This is a genomic window from Mycobacterium sp. (genome assembly GCF_002863225.1).
Classification (GTDB): Bacteria; Actinomycetota; Actinomycetes; order Mycobacteriales; family Mycobacteriaceae; genus Mycobacterium.
Map to the genome: position 1 here is coordinate 23264 of NZ_PKEK01000062.1, position 24043 is coordinate 47306.

General features: G+C 66.0%; 25 protein-coding genes and 1 tRNA gene. 17 read left to right on the forward strand and 9 right to left on the reverse strand.

Going from position 1 to position 24043, the window contains the following annotated elements:
* Positions 1-51: 51 nt before the first annotated feature.
* Positions 52-831 (forward strand): ribonuclease PH, encoded by a 780-nt coding sequence (gene rph / locus CYU59_RS19500; RefSeq protein WP_293001692.1) that lies wholly within the window; start codon positions 52-54, stop codon positions 829-831.
* Between the two features lie 11 nt (positions 832-842).
* A complete protein-coding gene (locus CYU59_RS19505; RefSeq protein ID WP_293001694.1) occupies positions 843-1439 on the forward strand; it encodes a non-canonical purine NTP pyrophosphatase in 597 nt (198 codons plus the stop codon).
* On the opposite strand, the gene CYU59_RS19510 is transcribed toward CYU59_RS19505, so the two are convergent.
* Together CYU59_RS19510 and CYU59_RS19515 are read right to left on the reverse strand one after the other, a co-directional pair.
* Positions 1434-1757, reverse strand: a complete 324-nt coding sequence (locus CYU59_RS19510) for a DUF3817 domain-containing protein (protein WP_293001697.1) — start codon at positions 1755-1757, stop codon at positions 1434-1436. The two genes, CYU59_RS19505 and CYU59_RS19510, sit on opposite strands and share 6 nt — an antisense overlap.
* 14 nt (positions 1758-1771) lie before the next feature.
* Positions 1772-2137 (reverse strand): hypothetical protein, encoded by a 366-nt coding sequence (locus tag CYU59_RS19515; RefSeq protein WP_293001699.1) that lies wholly within the window; start codon positions 2135-2137, stop codon positions 1772-1774.
* Positions 2138-2176: 39 nt separating this feature from the next.
* Between CYU59_RS19515 and CYU59_RS19520 the strand changes: the two genes are divergently transcribed.
* The 3 genes from CYU59_RS19520 to CYU59_RS19530 all read left to right on the forward strand — a co-directional run bounded on the left by CYU59_RS19520 (position 2177) and on the right by CYU59_RS19530 (position 3270).
* Positions 2177-2260: transfer RNA gene (locus tag CYU59_RS19520), tRNA-Leu, on the forward strand.
* 84 nt (positions 2261-2344) lie between these two features.
* Positions 2345-3103: a thioesterase family protein gene (locus CYU59_RS19525; RefSeq protein ID WP_293001834.1), complete on the forward strand. Its 759-nt coding sequence runs from the start codon at positions 2345-2347 to the stop codon at positions 3101-3103.
* 26 nt (positions 3104-3129) lie between these two features.
* Entirely contained in the window at positions 3130-3270 is a 141-nt protein-coding gene (locus CYU59_RS19530; protein WP_293001701.1) for a hypothetical protein, read from the forward strand.
* A gap of 6 nt (positions 3271-3276) precedes the next feature.
* Here the strand turns inward: CYU59_RS19530 and CYU59_RS19535 are convergent, their stop codons facing one another.
* The 5 genes from CYU59_RS19535 to CYU59_RS19555 all read right to left on the reverse strand — a co-directional run bounded on the left by CYU59_RS19535 (position 3277) and on the right by CYU59_RS19555 (position 8596).
* A complete protein-coding gene (locus CYU59_RS19535; RefSeq protein WP_293001703.1) occupies positions 3277-3699 on the reverse strand; it encodes a lipoprotein LpqH in 423 nt (140 codons plus the stop codon).
* 12 nt (positions 3700-3711) lie between these two features.
* Positions 3712-4551: an SDR family oxidoreductase gene (locus CYU59_RS19540; protein ID WP_293001705.1), complete on the reverse strand. Its 840-nt coding sequence runs from the start codon at positions 4549-4551 to the stop codon at positions 3712-3714.
* A gap of 181 nt (positions 4552-4732) precedes the next feature.
* Entirely contained in the window at positions 4733-6025 is a 1293-nt protein-coding gene (locus CYU59_RS19545; protein WP_293001836.1) for a TetR/AcrR family transcriptional regulator, read from the reverse strand.
* A 304-nt stretch (positions 6026-6329) separates the two neighbouring features.
* Positions 6330-7430, reverse strand: coding sequence for an acyl-CoA dehydrogenase family protein (locus CYU59_RS19550; RefSeq protein ID WP_293001707.1), 1101 nt, complete (start codon positions 7428-7430; stop codon positions 6330-6332).
* Positions 7427-8596 (reverse strand): acyl-CoA dehydrogenase family protein, encoded by a 1170-nt coding sequence (locus CYU59_RS19555; protein WP_293001709.1) that lies wholly within the window; start codon positions 8594-8596, stop codon positions 7427-7429. The genes CYU59_RS19550 and CYU59_RS19555 overlap by 4 nt, the downstream gene beginning before the upstream one ends.
* 185 nt (positions 8597-8781) lie before the next feature.
* Between CYU59_RS19555 and CYU59_RS19560 the strand changes: the two genes are divergently transcribed.
* The 6 genes from CYU59_RS19560 to CYU59_RS19585 all read left to right on the forward strand — a co-directional run bounded on the left by CYU59_RS19560 (position 8782) and on the right by CYU59_RS19585 (position 15861).
* Positions 8782-10266: an aldehyde dehydrogenase family protein gene (locus CYU59_RS19560; protein WP_293001711.1), complete on the forward strand. Its 1485-nt coding sequence runs from the start codon at positions 8782-8784 to the stop codon at positions 10264-10266.
* Between the two features lie 93 nt (positions 10267-10359).
* Positions 10360-11826: an adenylate/guanylate cyclase domain-containing protein gene (locus tag CYU59_RS19565; RefSeq protein WP_293001838.1), complete on the forward strand. Its 1467-nt coding sequence runs from the start codon at positions 10360-10362 to the stop codon at positions 11824-11826.
* Positions 11827-11828: 2 nt separating this feature from the next.
* Positions 11829-12473: a maleylpyruvate isomerase family mycothiol-dependent enzyme gene (locus tag CYU59_RS19570; protein ID WP_293001713.1), complete on the forward strand. Its 645-nt coding sequence runs from the start codon at positions 11829-11831 to the stop codon at positions 12471-12473.
* Positions 12474-12527: 54 nt separating this feature from the next.
* The gene (locus CYU59_RS19575; protein WP_293001715.1) at positions 12528-13610 is read left to right on the forward strand and encodes a phosphotransferase; all 1083 of its coding nucleotides are present in this window, start codon (positions 12528-12530) and stop codon (positions 13608-13610) included.
* Positions 13610-14950 carry an NAD(P)-binding domain-containing protein gene (locus CYU59_RS19580; RefSeq protein WP_293001840.1) on the forward strand — a complete coding sequence of 447 codons (1341 nt, stop codon included), beginning with the start codon at positions 13610-13612 and terminating at the stop codon, positions 14948-14950. Before CYU59_RS19575 ends, CYU59_RS19580 begins: the two co-directional genes overlap by 1 nt.
* Positions 14947-15861 (forward strand): alpha/beta fold hydrolase, encoded by a 915-nt coding sequence (locus CYU59_RS19585; RefSeq protein ID WP_293001717.1) that lies wholly within the window; start codon positions 14947-14949, stop codon positions 15859-15861. The genes CYU59_RS19580 and CYU59_RS19585 overlap by 4 nt, the downstream gene beginning before the upstream one ends.
* Here CYU59_RS19585 and CYU59_RS19590 read toward each other — a convergent pair.
* Positions 15858-16679, reverse strand: a complete 822-nt coding sequence (locus tag CYU59_RS19590; protein ID WP_293001719.1) for a mycofactocin-coupled SDR family oxidoreductase — start codon at positions 16677-16679, stop codon at positions 15858-15860. The two genes, CYU59_RS19585 and CYU59_RS19590, sit on opposite strands and share 4 nt — an antisense overlap.
* Before the next feature lie 95 nt (positions 16680-16774).
* Between CYU59_RS19590 and CYU59_RS19595 the strand changes: the two genes are divergently transcribed.
* Positions 16775-17644 (forward strand): DUF4436 domain-containing protein, encoded by an 870-nt coding sequence (locus CYU59_RS19595; RefSeq protein WP_293001721.1) that lies wholly within the window; start codon positions 16775-16777, stop codon positions 17642-17644.
* On the opposite strand, the gene CYU59_RS19600 is transcribed toward CYU59_RS19595, so the two are convergent.
* Positions 17619-18785, reverse strand: a complete 1167-nt coding sequence (locus CYU59_RS19600; RefSeq protein ID WP_293001723.1) for an acyl-CoA dehydrogenase family protein — start codon at positions 18783-18785, stop codon at positions 17619-17621. The two genes, CYU59_RS19595 and CYU59_RS19600, sit on opposite strands and share 26 nt — an antisense overlap.
* A 167-nt stretch (positions 18786-18952) precedes the next feature.
* Here CYU59_RS19600 and fabG point away from each other — a divergent pair, with 167 nt between their 5' ends.
* Genes fabG through CYU59_RS19625 form a run of 5 tightly spaced genes read left to right on the forward strand, consistent with a single transcriptional unit; the run spans position 18953 to position 23992 of the window.
* Positions 18953-19693: a 3-oxoacyl-ACP reductase FabG gene (gene fabG / locus CYU59_RS19605; RefSeq protein WP_293001725.1), complete on the forward strand. Its 741-nt coding sequence runs from the start codon at positions 18953-18955 to the stop codon at positions 19691-19693.
* Positions 19690-20913, forward strand: a complete 1224-nt coding sequence (locus tag CYU59_RS19610; protein ID WP_293001727.1) for an acetyl-CoA C-acetyltransferase — start codon at positions 19690-19692, stop codon at positions 20911-20913. The genes fabG and CYU59_RS19610 overlap by 4 nt, the downstream gene beginning before the upstream one ends.
* Entirely contained in the window at positions 20910-22097 is a 1188-nt protein-coding gene (locus tag CYU59_RS19615; protein WP_293001729.1) for a CoA transferase, read from the forward strand. Before CYU59_RS19610 ends, CYU59_RS19615 begins: the two co-directional genes overlap by 4 nt.
* Positions 22098-22120: 23 nt before the next feature.
* Complete coding sequence (locus CYU59_RS19620) at positions 22121-23314, forward strand: acyl-CoA dehydrogenase family protein (RefSeq protein WP_293001731.1); 1194 nt, start codon at positions 22121-22123, stop codon at positions 23312-23314.
* Positions 23315-23317: 3 nt separating this feature from the next.
* The gene (locus CYU59_RS19625) at positions 23318-23992 is read left to right on the forward strand and encodes a GntR family transcriptional regulator (RefSeq protein ID WP_293001733.1); all 675 of its coding nucleotides are present in this window, start codon (positions 23318-23320) and stop codon (positions 23990-23992) included.
* The last annotated feature ends 51 nt before the right edge of the window (positions 23993-24043 follow it).

The following is a 24043-nucleotide window of genomic DNA, read 5'->3' on the forward strand; positions in this document are numbered from 1 at the left end:
GGGCACTCGATCGCTACGCGCTCTGCATCGCAGCCGGGCTAAGGTTGCGGCGTGTCAAAACGAGAAGACGGCCGGCTCGACGACGAACTCCGACCAGTCGTCATCACCCGAGGGTTCACCGTCCACCCGGCAGGTTCGGTCGTCGTCGAATTCGGCCAGACCAAAGTCCTGTGTACGGCGAGCGTCACCGAAGGCGTGCCCCGCTGGCGTAAAGGCTCCGGCCTGGGCTGGCTCACCGCCGAGTACGCGATGCTGCCGTCGGCGACCCACACCCGCAGCGACCGGGAGTCGGTCAAGGGTCGGTTGTCGGGGCGGACGCAGGAGATCAGCCGGCTGGTCGGCCGGTCGCTGCGGGCGTGCATCGACCTCGCGGCGTTGGGCGAGAACACCATTGCCATCGACTGCGATGTGTTGCAGGCCGATGGCGGCACCCGCACCGCCGCCATCACCGGGGCCTACGTCGCGCTGGCTGATGCGGTGACGTACCTGTCGGCAGCCGGCAAGCTGTCGGACCCGCGGCCGCTGTCGTGCGCGATCGCCGCCATCAGCGTGGGCGTCGTCGATGGCCGGGTGCGGGTCGACCTTCCCTACGAGGAAGACTCCCGCGCCGAAGTGGACATGAACGTGGTGGCCACCGACACCGGAACGCTGGTGGAGGTGCAGGGCACCGGCGAAGGTGCCACCTTCCCGCGTTCGACGCTCAACAAGCTGCTCGACGCCGCGGAAGGCGCCTGCGAGCAGTTGTTCGTCGCCCAGAACGAGGCGCTGGCGCTGCCGTATCCGGGTGTGCTGCCCGAAGGGGCGGCGACGCAGAAAGCGTTCGGCAGCTGACCACTGCGCCGATGACCCGCCTGCTGGTCGCCAGCCGCAATGCCAAGAAGCTGGCGGAGTTGCGCCGGGTGTTGGACGCCGCCTCGCTGACCGGGCTGACGCTGGTGTCGCTCAACGATGTCGAACCGTACGACGAGGCGCCGGAAACCGCTGCGACGTTTGAGGACAACGCCTTGGCCAAGGCGCGCGACGGTTTCGCAGCGACCGGTCTGCCGACCGTCGCCGATGACTCAGGGCTCGCGGTCGCGGCGCTGAATGGCATGCCCGGCGTGCTGTCCGCGCGGTGGTCCGGTAGTCACGGCGACGACGCCGCAAACACCGAGCTCCTGCTGGCGCAGCTGCGTGATGTGCCCGACGACAGGCGCGGCGCGGCATTCGTCTCGGCCTGTGCACTGGTGTCGGGGTCGGGTGAGTTCGTCGTCCGTGGCGAATGGCCGGGCGCGATCGCCCACGCACCTTGCGGCGACGCGGGTTTCGGTTATGACCCGGTGTTCGTCCCGAGCGGTGACCATCGGACCGCCGCACAGCTGACGCCGGCGGAGAAAGATGCCGCATCGCACCGCGGACGCGCGCTGGCGCTACTGTTGCCGGCGCTGCGAGCCCTATAAGTTGAATTGCGCCTTGATGTTTCGAGTCTGAAAGTGCTCGACGATCACCCCGACCAGTGGGATGGTCCCGGCCAGGAGCACTCCGACCGTCTTCCCGATCGGCCAGCGGACCTTGACGGCGAGGTTGAACGCCGCCAGCACATAGGCGAAATAGACCCATCCGTGCACGATCCCGATCCAGCTCGGTGGATTCGGCACCTTGACCACGTAGTGGACCACCAGCTCGTAGCAGAGCGCGATCAGCCAGATGCCCGTCGTCCACGCCATCACACGATAGGCGAGCAGCGGTGTCCGGATGTTCTGACCGGCTGTGGTCATTCGGTTGTCCTGTTCTACTGGGTTTCGTTGTCTGCCTTGGCAAGTGCGGCCAAGTAGGCGTTGTACTCGCGAAGCTCGGGGTCGTCGGTGGCGTGGCCGTCGGATTCGGGCCGCTCAGGCAGCAACCCGTCCGGGATCTCGTTGACGGCGTTGGTGTCTCGGTAGGCCTGCGGCGCCTCTTCGTAGCGGACGAAATTGCGGTACGCGTAGACGCAGAATGCGGCGAATGCCGGCCATTGCAGGGCGTATCCGAGATTCTGGAAAGAGCCCGACGTGGATTCGAACCTGGTCCACTGCCACCAGCCCAGGGCCAGGCAGCCGCCCGCCGCGAGGATCACCAGCGCGATCAGCGCTGGTCTCCGACGACGCGTAGTGGACACCCCTAGAAAATACTCCGAGGTAGGGTGTTGGACGCGCGCGCGGGCGTGGTGAAATTGGCATACACGCCGGCTTTAGGTGCCGGTGCTCGAAAGAGCGTGAGGGTTCGAGTCCCTCCGCCCGCACTGATCCGGCGTCCACCCGCTCCCTAACATGAGCGCGTGGACGCATTCTTCACCGCCGACGGCGACTCCTACATCCCCGGCGACATGACCCGCGGGCCGTGGGGCGAGACGATGGGCGGTCAGATCGTCGGTGGGCTGCTGGGTTTTGCGCTGGACCGCGACGTCGACGACGAGCTGCAGCCCGCCCGCCTCACCGTCGACCTGCTGCGGCCGGTGCCCATCAAACCCCTGACGATCGAGACGACGATCCAACGCGAAGGCCGCCGGATCAAACTCGTCGACGCCGCGATGCGGCAGGACGGGCAGGTGGTTGCGCGGGCCAGCGCGCTGTTCTTGCGCCGCGGCGAGGCACCCGACGGCCAGGTGTGGACCGGGCCCGTGGTGATACCTGCCGTGCCGGCCACCGGGGCCGCCCAGCAGTCCGAGATGGCCTTCGACATCTGGACTTACGGCGGCGACTCCGACGAGGGCACCCCGGGAATGCCGCCCCTGGAGTGGGAGCGACCGGGCGTGCAGAAGTTCGCCTGGACGCGGATCTTCCGCCCGATGGTCGCGGGTCATCCGCTGACACCGTTTACCCGCGCGGCATTTGCCGGAGACATCATCAGTTCGCTGACGCATTGGGGCACAACGGGATTGCGCTACATCAACGCCGACTACACGGTGGCCATCAGCCGGCTGCCCCACGGCGAGCACATCGGTTTGGCGGCGCAGAGTTACTACGGCAATCACGGTGTCGGAACCGGAGCCGCAACCCTGTTCGACAGCGCCGGCCCGATCGGCACCGGAACCGCCCTGGCCCTCGCGCAACCTCCGGGCGCATTCCAACCGAATCCACGGTAGCCGGACGAACTGGCACCATGGTGGCTATGAACGCCGCGATCATCGTGCTGCTGGCCTTGCTGGCGATCGGCGTCGTGGCCAGTCCGCTCCTGCGGATGAGGGCCTGGTTGAAGCGGACGCCGCCCGCACAGGAATTCCTCCCGCCGCCCGAAGACGAACCGGACTAGCGACGGTCAGCAGCCCACCTCGATGGTGAACGGTGCGGTGACCGAGACGTGCGAATCGTTGACCTGCGTTCCGGATGCCGTGCCGGTGATGGTGTAGGAGTCGTTGGCGACGCGAACCTTCGCATCTCCGGCCCCGGAATTGGCGACGCCCGAGAAACCGGCGAAGTTGTCGAAATGGACCGATTCGACCGCGGGTTTCTCGGGGTCCAGGCGCAGCAGGACCTTGACGTTGGCCGGAGCCACGCTGATGTTGGCGGTCAGCAGCCAATTGACCTGATTGCAGGTGACCGCGTGCGAGGTGCGGGAGGTGTTGTCGACGGTGATGTGCGCGGTCCTCTGCGTCGCTCGCCCATCCGTCGAAAAGCAACTCGAGCACGACGCCGCCACCAGCGCGGCGCCCGCCGCCGCTGTGAGAAGCCTCCGGTTCACGTGTGCCACCGGCTAGCCGAGCGATACCCGGCCCATGAGCAAGTCGATGATCGGCTTGCCGGCGGCGAATGTTCCGGTGTTGGAGGAGTTCACGTGTCCGTAGTCGACCAGGAGCGTGACGCCGTTGATGCCTGCGGCGGCCTCGCTGTTGAGGAACGCCATGACGTTGCCCATCTGCTCGGGTGTGTGTGTCGCGGTGCCGGTCGCCTCGCGGTAGTCCTGCGCGAATGACAGCCACAGATCGGCATTCGCCCGGGCCAGGGGAGTGTCAGTCGGGCCCGGGCAGATCGCGTTGATCCGAATTCCCTTGGCCAGGAATGGGAATGCGTGCGTCGCGACGTAGGCGTTGATCGCCTGCTTGCTGGTTCCGTAGTGGCCGAAGTTGTCCGCCTCGTGGTCCTTGACCCAGGCGTCGGCGGATGCGAAGTCGGGCGTCGCCAGGAACTCTTGAAGCCGCGGCAGGTCGGTCTCCCAGCCGATTCCGGCCACCGACGAGATGAAGCAGATCGCCGATCCGCGGCTCAGTTGGTTGTTGTTGATCAGAGTGTCGATCACGTGGCGATGGCCGATGAAGTTGATCTTCATCAGGTCCGGACCATCCGCGATGCCCGCCGCGGAGAACAGTGCGTCGACCGTGCCGACCTGCTCGAGCGCGCTGTCGATCGAAGCCGGGTCGCGAAGGTCGACCTGGATTCCCCGGCCGAGTCCGGAGTCGACCGGCGCGTAGTCCAGGTTGATCACCTCGGCCCCGAGGGCGCCGACGATCTTGGCCGCCGCTGCGCCCATGCCGGTGGCACCGCCGACCACCAACGCCCGCTTGCCGTCGTAGCGGAATTGCTCGATACCTGTCATCTCATTCCTTTCCCGGGACGCCGGCCGAAAGTTCTCCCCGGCAAGGGATACGGCCGGCTCTTGGCGGGCGATGGGCCCTGACTGCCAGACGCCGAGTCAACGAGACACAACCCGGCGCGATGCACCCCGCCAGTATGCGTGGCCCACCGCGCCTATCGGCGATTATCGGAAATCTTGGTTGTCAGACTTGCGCGGAAGTGTCACGCTCGGCGGCGCCACGGACCACCGTGTCGCGGGCGTTGACCAGCGCTGCATGTTTGCCCTGAGCCCGCACGATGTTCTCCGGCATCCACAACACGTCCATCACGTAGCGCGCGAGCATCGACAGCGACGGTGAATCCTCGATGCGGATATCCCCGGACTCGATGCCGTCCGACAGCAACCCGCGCAGCTGTCGCAACCGCATCGTGAACGCCAGACCGGGATTGGGGGTGTCAGGCGGTGACTGACGCATCCACGCGAGCTGGATCTTCCACTCGTCGGGAAACTGGTCCAGCGCATTGATGTTGACCCAACTGAGCGCATCGAGCTTTTCCACCGGGGTGGCATCGGTGCGCAGCACGCTGGCGAAGCCGCCACCGGCCTTCTGGCCGAACGACTCCATGATCGAGGCCAGCAGTTCGTCTTTCGATCCGATCAGCCGATACACGGTGCCGGTGCCCAACCCCGCCGCGGCGGCGATGTCGCGGATCGTGGTGACCTCGTAGCCTTTTCTGCCGAATTCGGCGCGAGCCACCGAACGGACATGGGCGGCTTTGTTGTTCGCGTCGAGTTCGCTGTCGTCCGACCACGTCTGAATGGCCGCCTCGGCAGCGGCAAAGGCGCTGGAACCGTTGAGCTCTCGGTCGCTGTACGGACGACTGGCCAGCCCGTGCAACATGATTCGGCACATGACGACGGCGGTGTGGTCGGCCCCGCCGGTGTGCCTGATGATGTCCAGGCCGACATGCATCATGGTCTGGCAGATTCGGTCCGCCAGCGTCGGAAGGTCGATGTCAGATCGGATGAATCCGCTCCACCTGCCTGCGCGCAGCGTCTGCAACATCGCCTGCTGCACGGCGGTCGGCGGATTGCGAAGGAGTTCGACGAGTTCCGGGTTCGCACTCGGCGCCTCGTAGAACGACATCTGCAGCGCCGCCCGGTGCTGCACCGCACACCGAGCGATCGCGGAGCCCAGTTCCACGATCTTGTCGGCGACCGAGCGCGAGTCGGCCTTGTCCAGCTTCTCGTGCGCGATCTCACCGATGCGGTCGAGGTCGGCGTAATACCGCCTTACCAGCTCGACGAGGATCGCTTCCTTCGATTCGAAGTGATGGTAAAGGCTTCCCGGCAGGATTCCGGCCGCGTCGGCGATCTCCTGCAGCGACGTCCGCAAGCCGGAGGAAGCGATCAACGAGGCGGCGGTCTGCAGGATTTCGGTTCGACGGGTTCCGTCGCTGTAGGCGCCACCGCCGCCGTTGGATTCATCGGGAATGCCTTTGGTGGCGCGCCGCTCGCGTGGCGTCACGCGAGAACGTCCGGCGCTGCCAGACCGGATCGACGAATCGGCATCGGGCAAGTCTAGGCGTGCAGAGCTCGGCGGTGAGGCAGCCTCGGACGGTTGCTGAAGCCCCACGACACCTCCACAACCCCTACCGGTACCCGATTCGGGTGATCTGTCGTCGCGAACTCGACGGCCTCAACCGACCACTGACCCAATATTTGGTTTTACGCTACCAGGTGGTCTCGGCTCGATTGTGCAGGTTGAACAGTGTGAAAGCGCGCCCGCGGCGCTTCACTCAACGCAAAACCGACTCGGCGAACTGCGCGCCGAGCTCCACGAGACAGCGGTCGGATCCGTCGAGGAAGGCGCTCCAACTCAGCAGCCTCTTCAGGTAGAGGTGGGCGTCGTGCTCCCAGGTGTAACCGATGCCGCCGAACACCTGAATGGCTGTATCACCGACGGCGGCGAGTCGGCCGGCGAAGGCCTTCGTCCGCAGCGCAGCCAGGTGTCGTTCCGTGGGGTCACCGGCATCGGCGGCCCACAGCGCGTGAATGACTCCGCTGCGGGCCAGTTCCACCGTTTCGTACATGTCCACACACAGGTGCTGGACCGCCTGGAACGCCCCGATCGGTTGGCCGAATTGGCTTCGCACTTTGGCATATTCGACGACGAGGTTCAGCACGGCCCGTGCCGCGCCGAGCGCGTCGGCGGCCCAGGCGACGGTCACGTCGTCGGTCAACGCCTGGACAACCTCGGGTGGCGCGGCCGCCAGACGGTGCGCGGGCGTCTCGGCGAATGTGACCCGGAACCTCTTGCGAGTCAAATCGATTCCGGATTGCAGTGTGCTGTCGAGGCCGGCTTCCGACGTCTGGACGGCGAAGAGGCCGGCACCATCCCCATCGTCGGCCACCACGAATGCCACGTCGGCAGCTGCGATGTCCCACACGTTGTCGATCTCGCCGTCCAGCACCACGTCGTCACCGCGACCGCTGGCGTGCACCCGGGCACCGTCGAGGCCGCCCACGGTGGCGATAGTGGACCCGTCGGCGATCCCGGTGAACAGTGGCGACGCCACCGCGCTGTCCACTTCGCAGCGCACCAGCGCCCGGGTCGCGGCGACGGCGCTGGAAAGCCACGGCCCCGGATGCAGCCCGGCACCGAGTTCCTCGGCTACGACGCCGGCCTCGACCATCGTCATGCCGGCTCCATCGAATTCCAGCGGTACCAGCAACCCGGTGGTGCCGAGGTCTGCCAGACCGCGCCACACCGTCTCGGTCATCCCGGTCTGGTCGTCGAGTAGCGGGCGCACATGGGCGGCAAGCGATGCGCGTTCGGCGAGGAAACTCCGGACGGTGTCACGCAGGGCGATCTGCTCATCGGTCAGCTCGAGGTTCATCGGCGCGGCAGCCCCAAAACCCGTTGGGCGGTGATGTTTTTGTTGATCTGTGTCGTACCGCCGGCGATGGTCAGCGAGCGCGATGTCAGACGGTAGTCCGCCCAGCGTCGCCCCACCGGGTCCATCCCGATCAGGTCGAAGCCCAGCGCGGCGATGTCCTGTCCGACCTCACCCCAGATCGACTTGGCCAGGCTTGCCGAGCCGAAAGCGTCACCGCCATGGATGACGGCCGAAATAGAGCGCTGGCACAACACCTCGAGATATTTGATGCGCAAGGCGATTTCGCCGAGGCGTCGAAGCGTGGTGGGGTCCTCGAGCACCGGCCGGTTGCCGATCCGGACGTCGGCGAGCTCGCTGACGAGCTCCCGCAACCGCGTTTGCATCTCGGTGTACAGGCGTGCGGCACCGGCCCGTTCGTGGCTCAGTGTGGTGGTGGCGATTCCCCAGCCGCCGTTCTCCGGGCCCAGCAAGGCATCTGCCGGCACCCGCACGTCGTTGAAGAAGACTTCGGCGAAGTCGGCCTCGCCGCTGAGCGTCACCAGTGGGCGAACCTCGATGCCCGGCAGGGACATGTCGAGAATCAGGCAGGAGATGCCCTTGTGCTTCGGCGCCTCGGGATCGGTGCGCACGTACAACTGACACCAGGCCGCCCGGTGCCCCAGCGACGTCCAGATTTTCTGACCGTTGACGATGTAGCAGTCGCCGTGCGAATCGGAGGTGCGCACCGCGCGGGTGCGTAGCGAGGCGAGGTCGGAGCCGGCTTCGGGCTCCGACATGCCCTGGCACCAGATGTCGTCGGCGCGCATCATGCGGGGGAGCAGTGTGCGCTTCTGCTCTTCGGTCCCGTGTTGCATGATCGCCGGCGCGATGTTGTTCATCCCGATCACGTTGAGGTGGACCGGCACGCGCGCGCGGGTGGTCTCCTCGGCGTAGACCAGCTGTTCGAGCACACCCGCCCCGCGGCCGCCGTATTCCTGCGGCCAGGAAACCGCGCCCCAGCCGGCATCGGCCATCGTCGCGTTCCACGCGCGCAGGGTCTGGAATGCCGTCTCGTCACTTCCGCGGCCGCGGTTGGCCGCGATGATGTCTTCGGTCAGGTTGGCGGACAGCCAGGCGCGCAGTTCTTTGCGGACCTGTTCCACCTCTTGGGGGTATGAGAAATCCACGTTTCCTAGCGACTTTTCCGCGATTGACTATGGGTAATGGCGAACTCTACGGTGGAACAGATATTTGGTCAACTGACCTGGCGCGTGATGGAGGGTTGCCAACCGGCTACGTTCCAGTAAGGCTCTCCATAATAAACTTCGACCCGGCGGGCAGCTCGATTCCCATCAACGAAAGAGCAACAAACATGACTGACAGTGTAAAGGTCCGCTTCGAGCCGAAGATGATGATCGACGGCAAATTGGTCGACGGCCAGGCCGGCACCTTCACCAACCTCAACCCGGCCACCGAAGAACCGCTGGGCGAGGTGGCCGACGCGTCGAAAGAGGACATGCACCGGGCCATCGACGCCGCCCGCCGGGCCTTCGACGACACCGACTGGTCGACCAACCACAAATTGCGTCAACGTTGTCTGCTCCAGTTGCACGAAGCGATCGAGTCCGAGAAAGAGGAGCTCCGCGAAGAGCTCATCCTCGAGGTCGGTTCGCCTCGCGCGATCACCTTCGGGCCGCAACTGGACGCCCCGTTGGCAGACGGACTCAAGTACCCGGCCCGCCTGATCGACGAATACGCGTGGGAGACCGACCTCGGCGACCGCGTGATCAGCCTGACCGGCGCGAACACCTCCATCAAGGTGTGGCGCGAGCCGGTCGGCGTGGTCGGCGCGATCGTGCCGTGGAACTTCCCGTTCGAGGTGACGATCAACAAGCTGGGTCAGGCACTGGCGACGGGTAACACGGTGGTGCTCAAGCCGGCGCCCAACACCCCGTTCAACGCCAACCGCCTCGGCCGCTTGATCGCCGAGAAGACCGACATCCCCGCCGGCGTCGTCAACGTCGTCACCGCGTCGGATCACTTTGTCGGCGAAGAGCTCACGCTGTCGCCGAAGGTCGACCTGATCTCGTTCACCGGTTCGACGGTGGTCGGCAAGCGGATCATGGAAAAGGGCGCGGCGACCATGAAGCGGCTCTTCCTCGAACTGGGCGGCAAGTCGGCCACCATCGTTCTCGAGGACGCCGACTTCGGACTCGCGTGTGCGATCGGCATCGCCCCGTGCATGCACGCCGGGCAGGGTTGCGCCAACCCCACCCGGATGCTGCTCCCGCGGTCGCGCTACGAGGAGGGCGTGGCGATCCTCAAGAGCATCTACGACAACATCACTTGCGGTGACCCGCAGGATCCCGGAACACTCTGTGGCCCAGTCATTTCCAAGCGGCAGTTCGACCGGGTTTCCGACTACATCAAGAAGGGCGTCGAGGAAGGCGCCACCGCGCTGGTCGGCGGCCCGGGTGCGGAAACAGGTTTCGACAAGGGTTACTTCATCCGGCCGACGCTCTTCACCGATGTCGACAACAAGATGACCATCGCCCAGGAAGAGATCTTCGGGCCGGTGCTCTCGGTCATCCCCTTCGACGACGAAGAAGACGCTATCCGGATCGCCAACGACAGCCCGTATGGCTTGGCCGGCAACGTGATGTCGGGCTCGCTGGAGCATTCGCTGGCGGTGGCCCGTCGGATCAAGGCCGGCTTCATCGGCGTCAACGGCGGGGCGCCCTACGGCGCGGACACTCCGTTCGGCGGTTACAAGGACAGCGGTGTGGGCCGCCAGAACGGTATCGCCGGCTTCGACCAGTACACCGAGGTGAAGTCGGTGGGTTACCCCGTCGGCTGACCTGGCCGTAGTCCGCCCGGCGCACCAGGTCGGCGGGCTAGGTTGAGTCCCGTGACCGACGCCGGACGAACGCAGCGCGCGACCGGCCGCACGATGGCGATCCGCTATGCGGCCGGTCTTGCATGCGCTCATCTGATCGGCACCGCCGATGCCGCCGCGATCGTCATCCCGCTGCACGGTCACTTCGCCGACGACACGCAGGTCTACTTCGAGCCGACCAGCCTGATCACAGCGGCGATCATCGTGGCTCTGGGTACCGCGGCAGTGGCCGGCGGCGGAGTCGCGAACCTCGTTCCGGTGTTGCGGTGGTTCGTCGGCGGGCGGCAACCGAATGACGATCAACGGCGCTCCGCCATGCGCCTGCTGGCCCGGCAGTCGATCATCCTGGGGGTGGTCTGGGGGATCAGCGGGCTGAGCTATCTGGTCTTCAATCTCAGCGGCGTTGCGGCACTGTGGGTTCCGACGCTGCTGGCGGTCGTCTTCGGCGGGACGGCAGCGGCCAGCCTGAGCCTGCTACTCACCCAGCGATCCCTACGTCCGATCATGTTGGCGGCCAAGAAGGGGACCGACGGACTGGTGTTCGCGCCCAGCGTGATCGCCCGACTGGTGGGCCTGTGGCTACTGGGTAGCGGTCTGCCGTCTCTGGCCATCGCCGGCCTGGTGTTGACGCGTTCCAACGGCTGGATCATCCAGAAGACCGGGTCGGTCGAGATGCCGATCCTGGTCGTGACGCTCGTCGCGATCCTGATCGGTCTGCCGGTGATGATCATGACCTCCAGATCGATCTCGGATCCGGTGCGCGAGGTCGTCGACGCCATGGCGCGCGTCGAACGCGGCAACATCGACACGTCCGTGGGCGTCTACGAGAAGTCCGAAATCGGCCGACTGCAAGACGGATTCAATCGCATGGTCTCGGGAATCGCCGAGCGCGACCGGCTGCGGGACTTGTTCGGGCGTCACGTCGGCGCCGACGTGGCGCGGCGCGCGATCGACGAGGGCACCTCGCTGTCCGGCGATGTACGCGAGGCCGCAATCCTTTTCATCGACCTGGTCGGTTCCACGACGTTGGCAGGGAGCCGGCCCCCGCAAGAAGTGGCGCGGGTGCTCAACGATTTCTTCAGAATCGTGGTCAGCGCCGTCGACGACCACCATGGATTGATCAACAAGTTCCAGGGTGACGCCGCGCTGGCCGTCTTCGGGGCGCCGCTGGCCCACGGCGATTACGCATCGGCGGCGCTGGCGACCGCGCGACTGCTGCGCAGCCAGCTGCACAGGCTGCCACAGGTCGACTTCGGCATCGGTGTCTCCGCCGGCCCGGTATTTGCAGGCAATATCGGGGCCGAAAACCGTTACGAATACACCGTTGTCGGCGATGCGGTCAATGAAGCCGCGCGGCTGGCCGACTTGGCCAAGACGCTGGGTCAGCGCATCGTGTCCTCGTCCGCCGCAATCGACCGCGCTGATGGCGCCGAGCGTGCCCACTGGGCGTCGGAGGGCGAGACGGTGCTGCGCGGTCGCTCTGACCCCACCGAGATCTGGACTCCGACGAGAGAGGACTAGCGGTGGCCGACACCGACAACCACGCCGTGTTCGCAGCGGTGGCAGACCAACGCCGTCGATTCGCCGATCTGATCGACGGCCTCGACGAGCGGCAATTGGCGACGCCGAGCCTGTGCCACGGCTGGGATGTCAAGACCGTCGCCGCTCACGTCGTGAGCACCGTCCTCGACGGAATGCCGGGTTTCTTCCGAATGGCCGTCCGGCGGCGGAGTCTGAGTCGCGGAATCGACGACCTGGCGAAGCGGCGGGCGCAGGCGCCGATCGCTGAGATCATTGCCGCACTGTACGAACATGCCGACCGCCCGGTCAGCTCGCCGCTGTTCGGCCCGCGGGGGCCGCTGGCCGACATCCTGGTACACAGCGGTGACGTCCGGATTGCGCTCGGCATGCCCTTCGAGCCGGACCCGCGGCACGCCGTCCCGGCCATGGACTTTCTCACCGGCCCCTGGCCGATCGGTTTCGTGCCGCCGCGCCGGCTTCGCGGAATTCGATTGTCCGCCAACGACGTAGCGCGATCCTGGGGTGCCGGCAGCGAGGCCACCGGTCCGCTGGCCGCGCTGCTGATGAGTGCCTGTGGACGTGCCGCGTCGCTGGACGCGCTGGAGGGACCGGGCGCGGCCGTCCTTCGTCGACGTTTGAACAGCTGAAGAGTACGGCCGAACCCGGATCGGTGGCCGTGCCGAATGGCTTACAGTATCGCCATGCCGATTCCCCGATATCCGGACGATGTCACCGTCGAATGGCTTTCCGCCGTGCTGGGCGGCGACACACCGTTGTCCGACGTGGACGTCACTGCCATCGGCACGGGTCAGACCGGAGCGACGTATCGGGTTTCGGTGACCTACAAAGGTAAGACCAGTCTGCCGGACACCTTCGTGATCAAGCTGCCCGCCCAGGACGACGCCGTGCGCGACCGGGTGACCATCGGCTACCGCAGTGAATGCGCCTTCTACACCGGCGTCGTCGATCAGGTGAAGGTGCCGACCCCGGACTGCTTCTACTGTGAGATCAGCGACGACGCGCTGGACTACGCACTGCTGCTGGCCGACCAGGCTCCCGCGACACAGGGCGATCAGATCGCGGGTTGTGCCGAGCGCGAGGCGCGTCTGGCCGTCACGGCGCTGGCCGGACTGCACGGGCCGAGTTGGTGCGATCCGGTGTGGCTCGACTTTCCTGGCATCGCGTTCGCGCGGCCCGACGAGGCGTCGGCCAACGGGCTGGGCGAGGTCGCGCGGATGAGCGCGGAGATCACGCTGGACAAGCTCGGTGATCGGATGAGCGCCGCGGACCGGCAAACCTTCTCGGCGGCAATGGATTTAGTGGCGCCGTGGCTGATGGCCGAGCGAGACCGCTTTGCGCTGCTGCACGGCGACTACCGTCTGGACAACCTGCTGTTCTTTCCCGGGGGGGCCGGGGTGACGGTGGTGGACTGGCAGACGCTGGGGGTGGGTCTGCCGGCCCGCGACCTCGCGTACTTCACCGCGACCAGCCTCAAGCCCGAACTGCGCGCCGCGATCGAGAAGGACCTCGTCGACGACTACCACCGTGAATTACAGGGCTATGGCGTCAGCGGTTACGACCGCGAAAGTTGTTGGCAAGATTACCGACTCGGTATGACGCAGACGGTGTTGATATCGGCGCTGGGTTTCGCGTTCGCCACCGCCACCGACCGCGGTGACGACATGGTGCTCACCATGCTGGCACGAGGCTGCCAGGCAATCCGCGAACTGGGTTCGCTGGAACTGGTCGGGCAATACGCCGCCGAGCAGGCGTCGTCGACATGATGCGCCGGCCACGCACCGCCGTGATCGGCGCCGGCATCAGCGGTCTGACCGCCGGCAAGATGCTCAACGACTACGACGTGCCTTACACCACGTTCGAGACGTCAGACCGGATCGGCGGCAACTGGGCATTCGGCAACCCCAACGGACACAGCAGTGCCTACCGTTCGTTGCACATCGACACGTCCAAGCATCGATTGTCCTTCAAGGACTTTCCCGTTCCCGAGCACTTCCCGGCGTTCCCACACCACTCGGACATCAAGGCGTACCTCGACGCGTACGCCGACACGTTCGGCCTGCTGGAGAACATCGAATTCGGCAACGGCGTCACCCGGGCGCACCGCAACGACGGCGGTGGTTGGCTCATCGAGGACCAGGCCGGCGCCACCCGGGAATTCGATCTGCTGGTAGTCGGCAACGGCCATCACTGGGACGCCCGATGGCCGGACTTCCCCGGCACCTTCGACGGTGACGTTCTCCATTCGCACCACTACATCGATCCGCATACGCCGCTGGAGTTGACCGGCAAGCGAATCCTTGTGGTGGGCTTGGGAAACAGTGCGGCCGACATCACCGTCGAGCTGTCGTCGCGTGCGCTACAGAACCGGGTGACGCTGTCCACCCGATCGAGCGCGTGGATCGTTCCGAAGTACATCGCCGGACGGCCCGGTGACAAGTTCTTCAAGACGTCGCCCCACTTGCCGTTGTCGTGGCAGCGCAAAGCGATTCAGGCGCTGATGCCGCTGATGGGCACCGACCCCACGCTTTACGGATTGCCGGCGCCCAACCACAAGATCTTCGAGGCCCACCCGACGCAATCGGTGGAGTTGCCGCTGCGGCTCGGCTCGGGCGATGTGGTTCCCAAGCCGAATATCGCCCGACTCGACGGCAACCTGGTTCACTTCGAGGACGACACCAGCGACGAGTTCGACGCGATCGTCTACGCCACCGGCTACAACATCACCTTTCCGTTCTTCGACCCCGGGCTGATCAGCGCCCCGGACAACCAGATTCGGCTCTACAAGCGCATGTTCAAGCCCGGTTTCGAGGATTTGGCCTTCATCGGCTTCGCGCAAGCCGTGCCGACGCTGTTCCCGTTCGTCGAATGTCAGTCGCGGCTGTTGGCCGCGTACGCGGTCGGACGCTACGCGCTGCCGACGGCGGCGGAGATGGAACGTGTCATCGACGCCGACCAGCAGATGTATGTGGGCCACTGCACCGATCGGCCCCGCCACACGCAGCAGGTCGACTATTTCTACTACGAACACGACATCCGGACGCGGGAACTGCCCGCCGGGGCCAAGCGGGCCGAAACGCGAGCGGCTCAGTCGGCATTCGCATGACGCACACCCAGGTGACCTTTCGATCGGGTGACACCACCTGCGACGCATGGCATTTCCGCGGTATCGGTGACCGCTTCGGCGGTCCCGCCGGTCGCCCGATCGTGGTGATGGCACACGGCATCGCTGGCACCAAAGACTCCGGTCTGGAGCCCTTCGCCCAGCGACTCAGTGGCGCCGGTGTGGACGTGCTGGCATTCGACTACCGGGGCTTCGGGGCGTCCAGCGGCCAGCCGCGCCAAACAGTCTCGGTCGCAAAGCAATTGGACGACTATCGTGCCGCGGTTGCGGCGGCGCGGCAGCTCGCCGGGGTAGATCCCGGCAAGGTGGTGCTGTGGGGCGTCTCGTTCTCCGGTGGTCACGTGCTGCGGGTGGCCGCAGATGATCCCAGCGTCGGCGCCGTCATCGCGCTGACGCCGCTGACCAGTGGGCTGGCCACCGGCCGGCTGGCCGTCACGCAGCGTGATCTGGTGTCCGGAATGCGCTGGACGGCAGCCGGTGTGAAGGGACGTGTCGCCGCCGCGATGGGCGGCAGAGCCACCTACATGCCGGTGGTCGGCCGCCCTGGCCAGGCGGGTGCGCTGACGCTTCCGGGCGCCTACGAGAACTATCTGTCGATGGCGGGTCCGACCTGGCGCAACGAGATCGACGCCGGTGTCGGACTACAGCTGGCGAAGGTGCGATCGTCCGGCGCGGCAGCGAAACTGCGCTGCCCGCTGCTGGTCCAGATCGCCGACTTCGACCGGTTCGTTCCGGCGGAGTCGGTCGTCAAAGTCGCGGTGCGGGGGAGGGCTGAAGTCCACCACTACCCCTGCGACCATTTCGACGTGTGGCCCGGTCAGGAGTGGTTCGACAAAGTCGTCGACCATCAAGTGGCGTTCATCGTCAGAGCGTTGGCGCGCAACAGCTCCTAGTACTGCGTCGAGCCTTGGTCGACGGGCACCGCCGCCGCCGTGACGAGCCGCGACTCGTCACTGGCCAGCCAGCAGACCGCGTCGGCGATGTCTTCGGGCTCCGACACCCAGTCGGGCAGAAACGGCGTCAGCACGTTGGCCATCGTCGGAACGGTCTCGTTGGCGCTCGCGATCTTGGCAGCCATCTCGCCGCTCCCCATCGCGGTGTTGACCGGACCGGGGTGCACGCTGTTCACCCGGATCGCATGCCGGCCGAGCTCGGCGGCGAAGGCGCGGGCCATGCCGGTGACGGCGTGCTTGCTGGCGGTGTAGTGCACCATGAACGGCTGCATCTTCAGGCCTGCCGCCGAGCTGATCAGGATGATCGACCCGCCGCGGCCGCCGTCGACGATGTGCTGAGCACCGGCCATCACGGTGTTCCAAACGCCAGTCACATTGATGTCCAGCACGTCTCGGAACGATTCGGGCGTGATCTCGTTCCACACCTGCGGCGCCGCGATGCCGGCGTTGGCGACGATGACGTCGAGCCGGCCGAGGGTGGCGACAGCGCTGCTGACGGTGTCGCGCAGGCCGTCGAAATCCCGGACGTCGATCGCCGAGGCGATGATGCGACGACCGGTGGCCTCGACCAGCCGACTGGTCTCGGCGAGGTCTTCTGGCGTCGCCGAGTCGTACGGCACACAGGATGGCAGCTTTCCGGCGATGTCGACGGCGATGATGTCAGCGCCCTCGCGGGCCAGTCGCGCAGCGTGCGCGCGACCCTGCCCGCGCGCCGCTCCGGTGATGAATGCGACCTTGTCCGCGAGCCGACCGGTCATGTGCGCTCCATATCGTAAAGGTCACTGTAACTCCGTCGATACTAGCCTCGGCGGTTAGACCGTTGTCGTTCGCGGCGTCGTGCGAGAATTCCGCCGTGAAAAAGGGGGGCATTGCTGCCGTCGCGTTGTTCATCGCGGCGTACGTCGCCACGATCGTGCTGTACAGCCACACCGGCATGGGGCGGCCGCACGAGATAGCCCACGGTGAGCCGACGGCCGACGGAACCACCGTTGTGTGTGATGTCGAAGAGCTTGCGCCGGTCAAAGGGGTGTTGACCGTCAACCTCACCGTCGTCCCGGGACCCGCTCTGCTGGATCCTGTCACCCACGGGCTCAAGGAGGACCTCAGCGTTGCGGTCGCATCTGCCGTGGTGCCTACCAAACGGACGTGGGTGAAAGACGTTGTTCCCGGGGTCTTTCCGGTGCAGCTGACGGTGACCGGGGATCCATCGAGCTGGCCATTCGACCGTTATGAGACGGGGTCGATCACCGTGGAGTTGTTTCACGGGCGCAAGAAGCCCGAACGTGCTTCGGTGACGGTCTTCGACCGAATACCGGGATGGAAGGTCGACGTCGAGAATGCGGGCAACCGCCCGACGCCGACGCCGTATCACGTGGTGTTACACCGATCGCCGAGCACCGCGGCTTTCGCGGCGATCATCCTTGCCGTGCTGATCACACTCGCCGGATTAGCCCTGTTCGTCGCGGTTCAGACGGTGGCATTCAAACGCGAATTCTTCCCCCCGATGACGACATGGTATGCGGCGCTTCTTTTTTCAGTGGTGCCGCTGAGAAATGCGCTACCCGACGCGCCACCGATCGGCTTCTGGGTGGATGTCACCGTCGTGCTGTGGGTGATCGTCGTCCTGGTGATCTCCATGGCGCTGTACGTGTACTGCTGGTGGCGACATGTCAACGCAAAGCCCGCGACGCCGCCCGTCACTGCCGGCGCTGGGCCGCCTTGACCAGGTTGCCGCCGATGATCAGCCGCTGAATCTCGCTGGTGCCCTCGTACAGTCGCAGCAGTCGCACGTCGCGGTAGATGCGCTCGACCGGCACCTCACGCATGTAGCCGCTGCCACCGTGAATCTGCACCGCGAGATCGGCGACCTTGCCTGCCATTTCGGTACAGAACACCTTGGCCGCCGAGGGGGCGATCCGGCGATCCTCGTCGTGGAGCCACATCCGGGCGGCGTCGCGGACCAGAGCGCGGCCGGCCATCACCCCGGTCTGCTGGTCGGCCAGCATCGCCTGCACGAGCTGAAAGCTGCCGATCGGTTTGCCGCCCTGGGTTGCTGAGGCGGCGTACGCGACGGACTCGTCCAGGGCGCGCTGGGCGGCGCCCACCGCCAGTGCCGCAATGTGGATCCGGCCGCGGGCGAGCGATGTCATCGCCGCCCGGTAGCCGATGTCCTCGCTGCCACCGATCAACGCGGAGGCCGCCACCCGCACGTCGGTGAAGCGGACGTCGGCGGTCCAGGCACCCTCCTGTCCCATCTTGGCGTCTTTCGGCCCGACCTCGACACCGTCCGCGTCGGCGGGCACCAGGAAGACCGCAATGCCCGGTCCCGCGTCGTCAGCCGGGCGGGTCCGCGCGAAGACCACGAACAGGTCGGCGACCGGGGCATTGGTGATGTATTGCTTCTCGCCGGTGATCACCCAGTCGCCGCCGTCGCTGACGGCCTTGGTGCGCAGGCCTGCCGGGTTTGATCCGGCGCCGGGCTCGGTCAGCGCGAACGAGGCGACCTTGCCCGAGGCGAGTGCCTCCAGCCAGGTGGCTTTCTGCTCGTCGGTGCCGAAACCGACCAGGACTTGGCCGGCAATGCCGTTGTTGGTGCCGAACATCGATCGCAGCGCCATCGAGGTGTAGCCGAGTTCCATCGCCAATTCGACGTCCTGGGTGATGTCGAGGCCCAGGCCACCCCACTCCTGCGGAATCGCATAGCCGAACAGGCCCATGTCCTTGGCCTGCTGCCGAAGGTCGTCCGGCACCCGATCGTCGGCCAGAATCTCCTGCTCGCGCGGCACGACGGCGGTCCGAACGAACTGGCGGGTGGCCGCCAGGATCTGCTGGAAATCGTCGTCGTCGACGGCAGCAGTAGGCATGGATCAACGCTCCTTCTTCGGCGGTTCGATCAGGGCTCAGGGCCCGGGATTCAGTGGCGCCGCTACCCCGGCCGGACGCCAGTCAGGCACGATCATATATGAAATACGATGTTCGATAATGCCCCGGCGCCCTGTCGCCGCGGACCTGACAGGAAGACGGTGATCGTGTGTCGTTGTTGAGCGGTAAGACTGCAGTCGTCACGGGGGGCGCCCAGGGTCTCGGCCTGGCCATCGCGCACCGCTTCGTCGACGAGGGCGCGCGAGTGGTACTCGGCGACCTGAATCTCGAGGCGACGCAGAAGGCGGCTGCTGAGTTGGGCGGCGACGCCGTTGCCCTAGCGGTGCGCTGCGACGTCACCTCCGGCGACGACGTCGACGCCTTGCTGAGCGCAGCGGTAGACGGCTTCGGCTCGCTCGACGTGATGGTCAACAACGCCGGCATCACCCGCGACGCGACGATGCGCAAGATGACCGAGGAGCAGTTCGACCAGGTGATCGCCGTGCACCTGAAAGGGACCTGGAACGGGCTGCGCAAGTCCGCTGCGATCATGCGGGAGAACAAGAGTGGCGCCATCGTCAACATGTCGTCGATCTCCGGAAAAGTCGGCATGATCGGCCAGACCAATTATTCGGCGGCGAAGGCCGGCATCGTCGGCATGACCAAAGCGGCGTCGAAGGAACTCGCGCATCTCGGTGTGCGGGTCAACGCGATCCAGCCCGGGCTGATCAGGTCGGCGATGACCGAGGCCATGCCACAACGCATTTGGGACGAGAAGTTGGCCGAGATTCCGATGGGGCGGGCCGGCGAGCCCGAGGAGGTCGCCAAGGTCGCGCTGTTCCTCGCGAGCGACCTCTCGTCGTACATGACCGGAACCGTGCTCGAGGTGACCGGCGGCAGGCACCTGTGAGCGTCCGTGAAGCGGTGATCTGCGAGCCGGTGCGCACCCCGATCGGGCGGTACGGGGGAATGTTCTCCTCGCAGAGCGCCGTCGACCTCGGCGTCGCCGCCCTCACCGGACTGCTCGAACGAACCGGCGTCGCACCCGAGGCGGTCGAGGATGTCATCCTCGGCCACTGCTACCCGAGCAGCGAGGCCCCGGCGATCGGACGCGTCGTCGCGCTCGATTCGGGCCTGCCGGTGACGGTTCCCGGCATGCAGGTCGACCGGCGCTGCGGATCGGGTCTGCAGGCAGTGATTCAGGCGTGCCTGCAAATCCAGTCCGGCGACAACGATCTCGTGGTGGCCGGCGGTGCGGAGAGCATGAGCAACGTCGCGTTCTACTCCACCGACATGCGCTGGGGAGGTGCCCGTGGCGGTGTGCAGGTGCACGACGGGCTGGCTCGCGGCCGGACCACCGCCGGTGGCCGCCACTACCCGGTGCCCGGCGGGATGTTGGAGACCGCGGAGAACCTCCGCCGCCAGTACGACATCTCCCGCCAGGAGCAGGATGAGTTGGCGGTGACGTCGTACCAGCGCGCGGTGGCCGCGCAGAAAGACGGCATCCTCGCCGAGGAGATCATCCCGGTCACCGTACGTAGCCGTCGCGGCGAGGACGTGATCGACACTGACGAACACCCGCGCGCCGACACCACGGTCGAATCGCTGGGCAAGCTCAAACCCGTTCTTCTGAAAGCGGATCCAGATGCGACGGTGACCGCCGGCAATGCCAGCGGACAGAACGACGCGGCGTCGATGTGTCTGGTGACCACACCCGAGCGGGCAGCTGAACTCGGGCTCACCCCGCTGGTGCGTCTGGTGTCGTGGGCCAGCGCAGGGGTGGCGCCCAACGTGATGGGGATCGGTCCGGTCCCGGCCACCGAACGTGCGCTCGGCAAGGCCGGTCTGCAACTCAGCGACATCGACCTCATCGAACTCAACGAGGCGTTCGCCGCCCAAGCGCTTGCCGTCATGCGGGAGTGGGGCTTTGGCAAGGCAGACCTCGAGCGGACCAACGTGCACGGGTCGGGAATCTCGCTGGGCCACCCGGTCGGCGCCACCGGAGGCCGGATGCTGGCCACGCTGGCCCGCGAACTCCAGCGGCGCCAGGCGCGCTACGGCCTGGAGACCATGTGCATCGGCGGCGGACAGGGTCTCGCGGCGATCTTCGAACGGGTCGCCCCACGGTGACCACCCCGCTGAGTGACCTCACCATCGTCGAGGTGTCCAGTTTCGTCGCGGCACCGCTGTCCGGAATGACGCTGAGCCAACTCGGCGCGACGGTGATCCGGGTCGACCCCATCGGCGGTGCGTCGGACACCAACCGGTGGCCGCTCAGTCAGGACGGCACATCGATCTACTGGACCGGCCTGAACAAGGGAAAGCGTTCGGCTACCATCGATCTGCGCTCTACGTCGGGCCAGGAGCTGGTACAGCGGTTGATCGTCGAGGGCGACGGCATCGTCGTGACCAACGCCGCGGGATTGCCCTGGTTGTCCTACGCCACGCTCATTGCCAAGCGTCCCGATCTGATCCACCTGCAGGTCCTCGGCCGCCACGACGGCTCCACCGGCGTCGATTACACGGTCAACGCGGCGACCGGATTTCCGTTGGTCACCGGCCCGGTCGACCACGCCGGACCGATCAACCATGTGTTGCCGGCGTGGGACGTCTGTTGCGGCCTCTACGCCGCGCTCGCCATCGTCGCCGCGGTGCGCCGTCGCGACCAGACCGGTGCCGGTGCGCAGATCAGCCTGCCGCTGGAGGACGTCGCCTTGGCCACTGCCGGAAACCTGGGACTGCTCACCGAACCTCAGATCAACGGCACGCAACGCGAACGTCTCGGCAACGCGATCTACGGCCAGTACGGTCAAGATTTCACCAGTAGTGACGGCGCCGCGTTCATGGTGGTGACGCTGACAAGGCGGCACTTCCTGGACCTGGTCGAGGTCACCGGTTGCGGGAAAGCCGTTGCTGCCCTGTCCGATTCGCTGGACGCCGATTTCGCCGACGAGGGAGTGCGCTACCGGTACCGCGCGGTGCTGAGCGGGTTGTTCGCCACCTGGTTTGCCGACCATTCGGCAGCCGAGATCACCGAGGCGCTGTCGGCGACCAGCGTGCTGTTCGAGCGCTACCGGAGTTTCGCAGAGACCGCTGCCGACCCGCGAGTGACCAGGAATCCGTTGTTCTCCCCGCTGCATCAGGACGGGTTGGGGGAGTATCTGGCACCCGGCATGCCAACTGTTTTCGATGGCAGCCACTACGCGGCCGAGCCCGCGCCCCGGCTCGGCGGCGACACCGCCGATGTGCTCACCGAGACGTTGGGGCTCAGTGCGGCCGAGATCGCCGGCCTGACCGACGCGAAAACGATCTAAGACAGATAACTGAAAGGTCCCTCATGACCAAACTCGCCCAGACGCTCGGCCTGACCGACGTTCAGAACGAAATCATCGCTACTGTACGGCAATTCGTCGACAAAGAAGTCATCCCGAACGCACCGGAACTGGAGCGCACCGACACCTATCCGCAGGCGATCGTCGACCAGATGCGGGAGATGGGTCTGTTCGGTTTGATGATCCCGCAGGAGTACGGCGGATTGGGGGAATCGCTGCTGACCTACGCCCTGTGTATCGAGGAACTGGGCCGTGGCTGGATGAGTGTTTCGGGGGTGCTCAACACCCACTTCATCGTCGCCTACATGTTGCGCCAGCACGGTACCGACGAGCAGAAGCAACGGTTCCTGCCGCGCATGTCGACCGGGGAGATTCGCGGATCGTTCTCGATGTCGGAGCCGGAGTTGGGGTCCGACGTCGCCGCGATCCGCACCCGCGCCACCCGGGGTGACGACGGCGACTACACGATCAACGGCCAGAAGATGTGGCTGACCAACGGCGCCAGTTCGAGTTTGGTGGCCGCGCTGGTCCGCACCGACGAGGGCGCTGAAGCGCCGCACCGCAACCTGACCGCGTTTCTCATCGAGAAGCCAACGGGTTTCGGCGAAGTCAAACCCGGGCTGCTGATCCCGGGCAAGATCGACAAACTCGGTTACAAGGGGATCGACACCACCGAGTTGATTTTCGACGGTTACGCCGCGAGCGCCGACGACATCTTGGGCGGCGCGCCCGGCCAGGGTTTCTATCAGATGATGGACGGCATCGAAGTCGGCCGGGTCAACGTCTCGGCCCGGGCGGTCGGGGTGGCCATCCGGGCGTTCGAGCTCGCCGCACGGTACGCCCAGCAGCGGCACACGTTCGGTAAGCCGATCGCCGAACACCAGGCCATCGCATTCCAATTGGCCGAGATGGCAACCAAAGTCGAGGCCGCCCATCTGATGATGGTCAACGCGGCCCGACTGAAAGACTCCGGTGAGCGCAACGATGTCGCGGCAGGCATGGCGAAGTACCTGGCCAGCGAGTACTGCGCCGAGGTGACGCAGCAGAGCTTCCGTATCCACGGTGGTTACGGCTATTCCAAGGAGTACGAGATCGAACGGCTGATGCGTGACGCGCCGTTCCTGCTCATCGGCGAGGGAACCAGCGAAATCCAGAAGTCGATCATCAGCAAGCGACTGCTTGCCGAGTATCGGATTTGACCGGTGAGCGCACCGGATTTCGCCGCGCGACCTCAGCTGTCGGAAGACGTTGCGCGCTACGTCCGTAAACGGATTTTCGACGGCACCTACTCGGCGGGTGAGTACGTCCGGCTCGAGCAGCTGGCGGCCGAGCTGGGAATCAGTGTCACCCCGGTGCGGGAAGCACTCTTCGAATTGCGTTCGGAGGGACTGTTGGCGCAACAGCCGCGCCGCGGCTTCGTGGTGCTGCCGGTCACCAAACGCGATCTTGCCGACGTCGCGAATCTCCAGGCACATGTGGGTGGTGAGCTGGCCGCACGGGCCGCCGTCAACATCGACGACGAGCAGCTCCGCGAGCTCAAGGCAATCCAGGCACAGCTGGAAGAGGCATATGCCGGCAACGACGTCGAGCGCACGGTACGGCTCAACCACGAATTCCACCGAGCCATCAACGTCGCGTCGGAGTCACCGAAGCTCGCGCAGATGATGTCCCAGATCACCCGCTACGCACCCGAATCCGTGTTCCCCGTCATCGCCGGCTGGCCGGACCAGTCGATCAAGGACCACCGCCGGGTGGTGACCGCGTTGACCAGACGCGACAGCGAGGCGGCCCGCTCGGCGATGTCGCAACACCTGGCCGCCGGCGCTGCGCCGCTGATCGATCACCTCTCTGAGCATGGCGTGGTCGACAGCGATTGACACCGGCGATACTTGTGGCGCGGCCCGTCACTGAATCGGTGGGCTGGCCTG